Annotated in this window: 10 protein-coding genes; 1 reads left to right on the forward strand and 9 read right to left on the reverse strand. The window is 52.1% G+C overall.

The genetic code is table 11. The annotated features are described in order from the left end of the window. Positions 1–144: 144 nt before the first annotated feature. The 9 genes from B7364_RS07035 to B7364_RS07085 form a co-directional block, all read right to left on the reverse strand. Positions 145–591 carry an HIRAN domain-containing protein gene (locus B7364_RS07035; RefSeq protein ID WP_085339319.1) on the reverse strand — a complete coding sequence of 149 codons (447 nt, stop codon included), beginning with the start codon at positions 589–591 and terminating at the stop codon, positions 145–147. 524 nt (positions 592–1,115) lie between these two features. After that, the gene (locus tag B7364_RS07045) at positions 1,116–1,883 is read right to left on the reverse strand and encodes an FkbM family methyltransferase (RefSeq protein WP_085339321.1); all 768 of its coding nucleotides are present in this window, start codon (positions 1,881–1,883) and stop codon (positions 1,116–1,118) included. Positions 1,884–2,079: 196 nt separating this feature from the next. After that, on the reverse strand, positions 2,080–2,610 hold the full coding sequence (locus B7364_RS07055) for a hypothetical protein (RefSeq protein ID WP_085339323.1): 531 nt from the start codon (positions 2,608–2,610) through the stop codon (positions 2,080–2,082). Further along, positions 2,607–4,115 (reverse strand): YfjI family protein, encoded by a 1,509-nt coding sequence (locus B7364_RS07060; RefSeq protein WP_085339324.1) that lies wholly within the window; start codon positions 4,113–4,115, stop codon positions 2,607–2,609. Before B7364_RS07060 ends, B7364_RS07055 begins: the two co-directional genes overlap by 4 nt. Further along, positions 4,112–5,074: a DUF7146 domain-containing protein gene (locus B7364_RS07065; RefSeq protein WP_085339325.1), complete on the reverse strand. Its 963-nt coding sequence runs from the start codon at positions 5,072–5,074 to the stop codon at positions 4,112–4,114. The genes B7364_RS07060 and B7364_RS07065 overlap by 4 nt, the downstream gene beginning before the upstream one ends. Next, positions 5,071–5,253, reverse strand: coding sequence for a hypothetical protein (locus B7364_RS17855; protein ID WP_157893551.1), 183 nt, complete (start codon positions 5,251–5,253; stop codon positions 5,071–5,073). Before B7364_RS17855 ends, B7364_RS07065 begins: the two co-directional genes overlap by 4 nt. 191 nt (positions 5,254–5,444) lie before the next feature. Further along, the gene (locus tag B7364_RS07075) at positions 5,445–5,681 is read right to left on the reverse strand and encodes a MerR family transcriptional regulator (protein ID WP_085339327.1); all 237 of its coding nucleotides are present in this window, start codon (positions 5,679–5,681) and stop codon (positions 5,445–5,447) included. A gap of 136 nt (positions 5,682–5,817) precedes the next feature. Continuing rightward, entirely contained in the window at positions 5,818–6,978 is a 1,161-nt protein-coding gene (locus tag B7364_RS07080; protein ID WP_085339328.1) for a hypothetical protein, read from the reverse strand. After that, positions 6,944–8,245: a site-specific integrase gene (locus B7364_RS07085; protein ID WP_085339329.1), complete on the reverse strand. Its 1,302-nt coding sequence runs from the start codon at positions 8,243–8,245 to the stop codon at positions 6,944–6,946. Before B7364_RS07085 ends, B7364_RS07080 begins: the two co-directional genes overlap by 35 nt. A gap of 592 nt (positions 8,246–8,837) precedes the next feature. Between B7364_RS07085 and B7364_RS07095 the strand changes: the two genes are divergently transcribed. Beyond that, complete coding sequence (locus B7364_RS07095) at positions 8,838–9,440, forward strand: RDD family protein (protein WP_085339330.1); 603 nt, start codon at positions 8,838–8,840, stop codon at positions 9,438–9,440. Positions 9,441–10,092 lie beyond the last annotated feature (652 nt).

Below are 10,092 nucleotides of genomic sequence, written 5' to 3' on the forward strand. Positions count from 1 at the left end.
AACTGATTTGGGAATCCACTTTGTCCACACGGCCTAGTAGATATGGGCGCACGCACGCCGCGCGATGGCTTGCAGACTTGGAAGCCCACCTAGCGATTTAAAGTCGTGTGCAACGTTGATTTGATAGCGCAAATAGCCCTGATATCACTTATCGAGTTCAAGCAGTTTCTTATGGCCGTATCCCTTGGGTGCCAAAGCAATCATTTTGATATCTAGGAATTTTTCATCGGAAAGATAAACTCTATACAATTCCGCCGCAATCTTTTGGCCATTTGCAAGCACATGTGTGCAAAGCAACCCTGCCTCCTCAGCGGGAACATAACCAATATGCCTTCTAGTCGTTTTTTGTCCAAACAGCGAGGGCACGCGTGCAATGCCAAAAACCTTGATTGCATTGGGATCATGGGGGTTAGAGGGCTCTCGCTCAACTTCAAGGCCATAGTAAAGCTTTGCAGCCTCTGACTTCTTAACTTCTTTTGCGAAAGCTAACGCTTCAGCCATTCGGAAACCGACGCCCGCAACCGAAACCGCGCCACTAGCTTGAACCCAAACCCCTTCAGGCTTGTGACGATCTTTACCAAACTGGGACATGTATCCTAAACCTCAAACAATCAATCATCCCGCGTTTCTTTGCACAAATCGAGATCATTGGCTCCATCGAGTGGCTTACACTTATAGCCACACTCGTAACTCGCTTCTGAAGGATCCCCTTTAAGCCAGAAAATCACTTCTTTGGCAGCATCGCGGCACGCTGCATGTGACACAAGTCCCCGGATTATAAATGGCTTCTGCGTAATTCCATTTGGATAAACGTATGCATTCCAATTGTTTGGTCGGGTGTCACAACTGGCCAAAGCAAAAGCCATAATCAAGAGTGTTATCCGCGCCACCTTTTCGCCCCATTTAATTTTAGGGCGACCTTAAGATAACGCGTAAAAATCACAAGATAAATTGGCTTGGACTGTCACCCCATACCCCCACGCGCCCGAGAAAACTGTGTTAGCGATTGCGTTGTTGGACCCCATCGGTCCGGAGGTGACCATCCCAGAGATTTTGGGCACCCTCGCCTCATCCTGAAACAGCCTCAAAAGAAAGAAGCATATTTGTATATATGCCTACCGACTTATCAGATCGGATTTAGCGTATAATGCATTCGCAAAATATAACTCATGTTTGTTTCCCCATCGAAATTGGTCATAAATTCCAACTAATTTATAGTCATTGAGAATCATAAGATGATGTATCTTGCCAAATGGAACCATATCTCCGCTAGACTCTGAAAAATCGACTTCGGAGAGAACAAAATCTATCTTCCCAGCGCGTAACATGTCACTTGCACCAGCAAGCACCTCAAGCTCCCATCCCTGAACATCCATTTTCAAAAGGGTTATGCGTTCAATCCCATTTTTCTTTGAGAACTCATCAATTGTTTCGACGTCGACAAGCTCTTTGGCGTTCAGAACATCATCCCTTCCAGAGCCTTGAACAAGTGTTGAGAGCTCTGAATTGTCCCCAGTTCCAACTTGAAGCTCTAGCTGGCCGCTTACAGCGCCAAATGCAAGCTTGTGCGTTTCAACGTTTGGCTTGCCAGCGGCATAGTTGCTGAGTAACGCATAAGCCCACGAGCTGGGTTCAAAACTAAAAATTTTTGCATCTTTGAAATAGGGAAGTAAGCCGCGGACAGTTTGACCAACATTCCCGCCCACATCAAAAATTAGATCCGCAGATCTTCGACCTTGGACCCGCTGCAAATCATAATAAACAAAATGTCCAAACGGGATGAACCTATATAAACCTAGCAAGGGCGACGACAACAATTTGTGGATCAATTGAGAAATCGACTGGCCTATAACAAGTTTCATTTTGACCTTACGCTCAGACATTTAGCCTCCTAAGCAAGCACGAAAAATTACAGAAGCCGACAAATACGCAAAGGCTCAATCAGATTATCGAATATCATTTTCCTTGGTTGCCACAAGTCTTTAATTTTGGTCATCATGATCCGTTTTGAGCTACCTCTGATTGGCGGAAATCTGCCCTTCACTATCATGAGATCAGCAATCAGGCCTAGCACCGCCCCTATATCCATATCGCCCGCCCTGCCCCGCGTTTGGTTTCATATCGCACCCACCGCCAAGTCATATCTGTGACCCTGCCACCTTCCACTAGGGCCTCAGCGATAAACCAGCCGAGGCCACGATGATCTAGCCTTTGCCAATACTGACCCACCGCAAATAGCTTCTCAACGTCCCAGCCAAGGCGCTCTAGGTCATAGGCGTATCGGTCCCCGAAAGTTAGGATGGCGTCTAAGCGCTTCCGCCATTGCTCTCGAGTTAAATCCTCCGGTGGTCGATCTGGGTGAAGTGCCGAAAACACCTGCGCCCATGATGCAGGCAAGCCACCACCAAAGCGCATTATCCCTTCCCGCTCCGGGTCTGGGATGGCGACCGTGACAGGGGCTAAGGGCGCTTCGTTTATTTGAAACTCCCCCGCTGGGTCACTGACAGAACTGACAGAAGGGGCTTTTGTCAGTTCTGTCAGGTTCTCTCTAAGGGGTTCTGGGTTTTTTAAGTGGGCTTTCAACATAACCAAGGCGCTAGGACCGCTCATAGGAGCAACCCTCTTGGATTAACAACCCAAACCTCAGAAGGTGCCCCGCCTGTCTGGACGATCTCAGGGACAATCAAGCCATGATCCATCAAAACAGCCAAAGCGCCCTTTGCTTCGGTGGCATTCGTTAGGCCAGTCCATTGCGGTCTATAGACCTCACGCGTGCTAAACCGATCACCCAACTTGCCTTGCTTTATGCGTTTCCAGAGTGTCCTAGCGGCCTCCCGATCTGGATGAAGCGCAGCCCCATAGAGCCTCTTGGCGTGTTCTCTCAGGTGTTCGGCCCATGACAATGCCCGCAAGAGAGACGTCAAACCGATAGGCCCCGAATGGCCATCCACAACATGACAAATCAAGGCCAATTGCGGCACTAGGCTCTTGTGCTTGCCAAAGTGGGATTCAAGCGCCGGGCTTAACTCACCAGACCGCAATTCCCTCTCAGCATCCCAAAGCCATTGCAAGAAGTGATCCTGCGCCGCTTCCTCAAATCGAAGTGACGGAATCTTGGCAAAGGGTTCTAGCGTCGCCCCTACGCTTTCAGGCGTCAAATTGGCCAAGCGGTCAAACGTTTCATTCGCTTTGGTCTTGGCGAAGCTATCGGGATAGCGGTCAATTTGATGGAATTCTTGGCCTAAATCTGGCCAGACCGCCATCCCGAAGCGTTGCAGCAGGCCATCATCCTGAGACCCGCCCTTATTGGCGTCCCGCACGAACTCAGAGATTTTCCCCGGCTGGGTGCCACCCAAGAGGCTAAGGCAGACATTGGGAAGGATAACCTCTCCCCGCATAATCCGGCTAAACTTATGAGGCTGAGTGCCATTCCAACCCGTCAAATAAAAGGCCCGATCCGCCGCCTTTTCTTCCCGCCTTAAGAGGGTCATTAGGCCCATAGCTTCATCACGCTCGACCAAGAGGCCATTGGGATTATCCTCGACTGCAACCCCTAAGGCCTCATAAGTGGCATCGTTGATTATCCGAATGACCTTGCGCGGCCTTGCTGGTTCATTGGGGTAGAGGTGGGATACATCAGCATCTTTGTCTGACCTAAGCGCAGCCTTCGCCTTAATGTCCGCGTCTTTCTTGCGTGCCTCATAGGCGAGTTTGGCCTTTGCGTAGGCCTTAGCCGCTTCAGCATTTACTTCAGTGGCTTCCACGTCTAGCCGCCTGAGTGGCCTAAGAACCTCAGACATTGAGGGCGACTTCATACTTGAAGGGCGACCAATAATCAGGCCCCAGACATTTGCGACAACAAGCCAATCATCTTGCCGCTTAGGCCGAATGCCGACCTTAGCCCCGATCAAACTGCCAGCCGCCACCATTGCCGCGACCGCTGGAAAATCCATTGGGCATTGCATCCGGTCCTGTATGTCACAGACCCAATCCCTAAAGGCATCCGGCAACAAATCAGGATCAAACTCGGGGACCGGGTGAAGGGCATTGCTAAGCGCCTCAGGGACTGGCCAAGCGGCATCTGGGGAAAATGGGATAATGGTTGGACCGTTCATTGCGCGGCCTCCTGTAGCTTGCCAGCGCGTGCGCGCAGCGTGTCGTTGAAGTCCTTGTGGTTATCTGGTGCCGTCGCAAAGCCTGCGACCCGTGCCCCTAGACGTGTGATAGAGATTGCAGCCGCTTCAGCGGCCTTCTGGCCAGTGCCAGACTTATCGACATCAACAGCCAGCATAATGCTTTCCAAGCCGTCCCAAGGCCTCCAAGCCTCAACACCACCAGCGCTTAAGGCCGCGACCGGGGAAAGGCCGAGCAAGTGGCTAGCGCTTAGAGCGGTTTCCAAGCCTTCAGCGAGAACCACTTGAGGACCGGACCCAAGGCGGACACTTGCCCCCATGAAGCCAGCCCCAAGCATCTTCTTGCCATTGGCGCCTATGGTTTGGATCTTCCCCGAGCCGTCACTCTCAAGGAATGTCGCATGAATGCCGACAAACTCCCCAGCCGGGTCAATTGCGCGTGCAATCATTGCCGGGTGAGTGGAGGCAGACTTCACGCCAAACAGGGACGATAGCGCCGGATGGAAGGCCAGATTCCCAGCCCCCACCGCCTGTTGCACAATCGTTCCAGGAATCGCCCTAGCCTCGACCAGATAGGCCTCTGCAACGCTCCCCAGAAGCGGTTTAACGCCACGCCAGACCTCAAGCGCCTTCGCCCTTTGCTGTGCCGTGCGTTCGGCTTTCTCGACCGCAAGCTGTGCCGCTAGCGTTGCAGCCCATGCCTTACGGTGGAGGCCGTCCGAGCGTCGGTAATCGTTATCGGCAATGCCTAGCCTGTCCTTCACATAGTCCTTGCAAGCCTTCCAATCGTCCCCAGCAAATGAGGTGACCACAAAGTCTGAAGGCCCATTAAACCGGACCGACAAGGACCGATCCTTAGCGGAGTGAGTGGGACCCGGGCAAACAATGCTAACGCCCGAAACCTTACCACCTAGCCGCTTTGCTATTTCATGGAGGTTCATCGCGCACCCCCAGTAGGATCGTTGGTCACTTCCATTTCAGCATTAAACTGATAGACCCAAACAAGTGCGGCCTCTATCGCACCGCGCTTTGTGCCATCGCAGCTTAGAACAGCGCCGCCGCCTTCATCGGACTCCAACGCCCACCAGCCGCCCTTTCCGTTTGGTTCAACCGAAACCATACGGCTCCGACCAACTGGAAAGCTGTCAGAAGGCCGCTCAAAGTGAGACCTGCGAAGGCGTGAGACCTTTCGCGAACCTTGCTCTTTTGATCCGTTTTTGGTAGAAGATGACGCCGCGTCATTAATTGGCATCATCTCCTCAACCCGGTGAGCGCCTAGCCGCGCTGCCGGGTTTTCTATGTGATCCATGACTATGCCGCCACGGTCTGGGAAGTGTTAGCCCGGCGAACCAGCCAGCTTTCAATATCTGCCCGATTATAGAGGACCTTTGCGCCCGCCTTCGTAAAAACAGGCCCACCGCCCCGACAACGCCACGTCGCCAACGTTGCAACTGGGATATGGAATTCCTGATAAACACCCTCAGGGGTTAGATATTTGCGGTGGTCAGAAACCTTGCCCGCCATTTGTTCAACTTGGTTGCTTTGCATGACTTAAAAGCCTCGCAGCCGCTGTAAGTCAAAAAATGCTTCAGCCCGGCGCAACCCGCAAATTAAGCAATCAAACCACCGCACATAGACCAATATGTGCGCATTTGGGGGGCTAATATGCGCACACCTGTGTCCCTCATTTCCATTCTGGAATCAAACCACTACGCCTCAATTCATCGATGTATTTTTCTGCCATTTTGTGCCCCAAGTTTCTTGGCTTGTGTTTCCATCTAGAAGGCCACTCCCTACGAACCGCATCAATAGCTTCCGTCTTTGTGAGTTTTCGAGTCGCCATCTCTGTAGTTAGGATTACCAGAACGACTTCCTTCTTATTTTCCTTCTCTTTCTTGTTTTCACCGCCCGTTGCTTTGCCGTTCTTACTCGATGTCCGCACTGCAACCAGCCTCGCCTCTACCGTTTCCGAGATAGTCAAAGACTTTGGGTCACTTGGATCCGCCTTGGCGATCATATCTGCAAGTATACCGGACTTAACCTGCAGACCCATCGAGCAGATCACGATCTTTGCAAAACTTGGCTTTGGAAAAGCAAATTCCAATTGCTCAACCGCTAGAGCCGCTTCATGGACATCCGCCGCCGCGCTAACCACACTGTCAACATCGAAACCGAAAAACTCTGGAAGCTGATGCGCCTCAAAAACTGTCACACCTTCGGCCGGGGGCGCATGTAACCGCTCTTGATCCATGAGAAGAAAGTAATTCACTACCTTCCTATCGGGACTAGGCAGACCTAAGGCACCCCATTCCTCGCAGCCCTCGGGTATCCAAGACTTTATGTCGCTAGGGTCGGCGCGGTCCTTTATTGCATATCTCTTTGAAACACTCGGGAGGCCGTGCTGCCTGTAAACGCTGTTAGCCGTGTGGCGCGACATCGACGTAGGACCCGCCTTCAATTGCGCCGGGTCGGTATCAGCCTTTGTTAGCTGTTCCGCCCTAGTTAGGACATTCAAGAGGACCTCAAGCTGAGAAGAACTAAGCTCCTGATGCAAATTAATTGGGTCAGCATATCGCTTTAGAATCCAACGATGGCCCCGTTTCACCTTACGATAGCCCGCTGGGGGCTTATCGCCGATGTTTAGATTCCGTTGACCAATATCGTGCCGGAAAAGCCAATTTAGCCCTGCAGCCAGATCATCGATTCGGGGTTCCGGATCATCCAATAAGCCCCTATCACGCCAATCGAGAATCGTGCGCTCAAAATGAGTTAACTCCCCTTGATCTGAATGAATTATCGTCTCAGCATCTCTAGGCTTTGAGGGCTTCTTGGGCTTCTGCGTCATCTTCAATGATCCTCTTTTGAATATACCGCCCCGCAACAGCCTCTAGGGCTTCCACACCAGCCCCAGCCGCAAAGTGGGCATATCGTGCCGTTGTCTGAGGCCGTGAATGGCCTAGGACTTTGCCGACCACCGCAAGGCTTTGTCCGTCTGCTACCGCCCAACTTGCCAATGTATGGCGAAGTGTGTGAGGCGATGCCCCCTCCACACCAGCACGCTTCCAAATCTTCGCCCAAGCCCGCTTTGGAGGCTCGATTGCGCTCAAACCGTCTGACTTTGGAAAGACATATTCACCCTTGCGAGGAATGGCGGACAAGATTGATATCGCCTCAGATGGCAAAGGCACGGCCTTTGGTTTTGCACCGCCGCCTGTCTTGTGTCTTAGAGGTGGCAACAAAAGCAAGCCGCGTCTCAAGTCCACCTCAGGCCAACGAAGCCCGACAATCTCACCGCGTCGCGCGCCTGTTAAGGCCAGAAGCCGGAAAATATTGGCAGCATCAGCCCCAATTTCCTTTTCTGCCTGAAGTGAGTTTACTGCATCCCAGACTGCTGCAGCTTCGCCTTCAGAGAGATAGCGCTCCTTTCCGCCAGTCTTGTAACGTGCAACGCGCTTAGCAACATTCTCAGCGACAAGGCCATGAGCAAGGCACCACTCAAGCCAAGCTGAAACGGTTAGCATGGCACGCGCCGCTGTCCCAACGCCGCCCGAAATGCGCGCTAGCCCACGTTTCTTTGTTTTTAGCGTCTTGGCAGTTCTCCCAGATGCTACATCGGCCTGCCACTTAGCCAAGTCTGCACTAGTCAAATCGGCAAGCTTCTTTGACCCGAGGATTGGCGTCAGATGACGCTCAAGGCCAACCCTGTCACGTTCCCAAGAACTTGCCCGCTTGTCCGGCTTATCCTGCGCTCCAAGGGTTAAATAGAGCGAAGCTGCTTCAGCGACTGAGACCCTTGCAGCATCAGCTAGACGTTTATTGGACTTGTCGCCCTGAGGATCGCCTCCACTGGCCACGATCCCCGCCAAACGTGTCGCCTCTCTCGTTGCTTCGTCTGCTGTCATCGCTCCAAGGTCACCGATGACATAAAGGCGCTGACCTCGTGAGGCACGGTAACGGAATTCGAAAGTCTTTCGACCTGAAGTCCTCACTCTAACCCGAAGTCCTTTGACCTCAGTGTCGGTCACCACGTAGTCATTTTCAGGATCAGGCAGAAGCGTATCAAGATTTCTCTTGTTCAATCTCAGCTTTTTGCCGGGTTCGCGCGCAGCCATTTCCTAAGCCTTTTGAGTCTGGTCCCCATATGGTCCCCACTGGTTCTCAATTGGTAGCATGATAGCGCAAAGCCTAGCAAGTCTGGTTCTCAACTTATCCTATGTTTTTACGATATTTTTCAATGCAGCACTGCACCGAGCAAACCGACGCAAACTAATGGGAACTGCATTCACACTGCAGGGGTCACTGGTTCAATCCCAGTATCGCCCACCATTTTTGGAATGCCGTTGCCTGCAAGCGGTTCGGGTATCAAACTCCATCAATACGATCTAAGCGATTTCACTACCTAGACCGATTCAAGGTTACACTCCGCTTGTCTTGAAGCCGGCCATCCAGTTTTTCAGCCAACTCAGTGGCGTCAAGACATGTTGCACTCAAAGTGCCTTGCCCCGCCCAAGCTGGCGGACGCCCGACCCTTGGCCTCTGGAAGCACAAAAATCTGATCCAGAACATTCGCACTGAGTTTGAGCGCCAACATGCCTAGAGCACTTGGGCGCTTTGGAAGAGGCACAGCCTGCAAGAAAGCGCCTCACCTATTGCAATCCAAGATTAAAGCAACCTATTATCGACTACCACAGCACGAGGGCAGGCATGCACGAGGCAAATTCAAGTTTGGGCGAGGCCGATACGGGGTCTGATACCAGTTCCCAAGCTTGGCGGCGCTTTTTTGCGCGCACCTTCGACTTGAGTGTGAATGCCTTTGTCTTGATTGTCGTTTGGACCTATTTGGCCAGCGCATCTGCACAAGATACATTGAACTTTTGGTCGCGCATCGTCACGGAACGTGATAACTTGGTTGGATATGGGGCTATCACCTCGGTCTTCGGCTTCTTGGCCAATGTCCCCTTTATGGCCTATTATGGAACGACTTTGGGCAAATGGCTGTTTGGCATTCGTGTTACCAAGCCCGACGGCCAGCCGATGGGTCTCAAGCTCGCCTTAAGGCGAGAGGTTGCGATCTTTGCGCGCGCCTATTTCCTCATGATCCCAGTGCTTAACCTGATCACACTCGCCCTAGCCTATGACACCATGAAAAATGAGGGCCAAACACCGTGGGATCGCGACTATGGCCTGATCGTCAAACACCGCCCGGAAAGCAGTTTTCATACCTTGGTGGAGGTGAGCGCCGTCATCCTCCTTTTTGTATTGACCCTTTTGTCCATTTTGCCGCCTGACTTGGACAAGATGTCCTAAAAGGCGGGGTGGTGCATCCCGCACAGAATGCACTCTGAGTGGTAGCAACCGAAATGCGGCGGCTAACGCGTTCAGCCATAACCTGAAAGGCGGCAGCAAAACCGTCCTTTGAAGGACACAGGCAGATATTTGATCATCGCTTGGGCGTGTTAGAACCTTCACTGCCTGCAAGAAAGCGCTTCCAATGCCTCTTTTGGGTGTTATTGCGATCACCGAAGACAATGTCCGTGCTTTGGGACGGTGCAGTCCTTCGGGACGACGTTTAGAATTGATTCAGCCCTCGGGGTTGGTATTTGCTTGTGCTAACGCCCTACTGGCGGTCCGAGACAGTTTCTGTTCGGCCTTTTTTATGCGCGCTTTCGCCTCTACGACCTTATCGCCCTCGATAACATCACGCTTGAGGACCTCATGAGACAGGATATCCAGGATGGTATTGGCTTCCGCCTTTACATCTGGAAACAACCTGCGGACCTCCTTTCGGACGGCTCCCACAACCCCATCCGTGAGGACGCATTGCGCAATGACAAACCTATTCAGAACTTGCGCATTTTGGTGGAAAGAGTTCATTGCGTCGCTGGCTTGTCCTTCTTTGGCCAGCAAAAGGAGCTTTGCTAGGTTCTGTTGACAAACTGGATTCCCAAATCATTTGAAT

Origin of the sequence: Aquidulcibacter paucihalophilus (assembly GCF_002105465.1) — a bacterium.
Lineage (GTDB): Bacteria > Pseudomonadota > Alphaproteobacteria > Caulobacterales > Aquidulcibacteraceae > Aquidulcibacter > Aquidulcibacter paucihalophilus.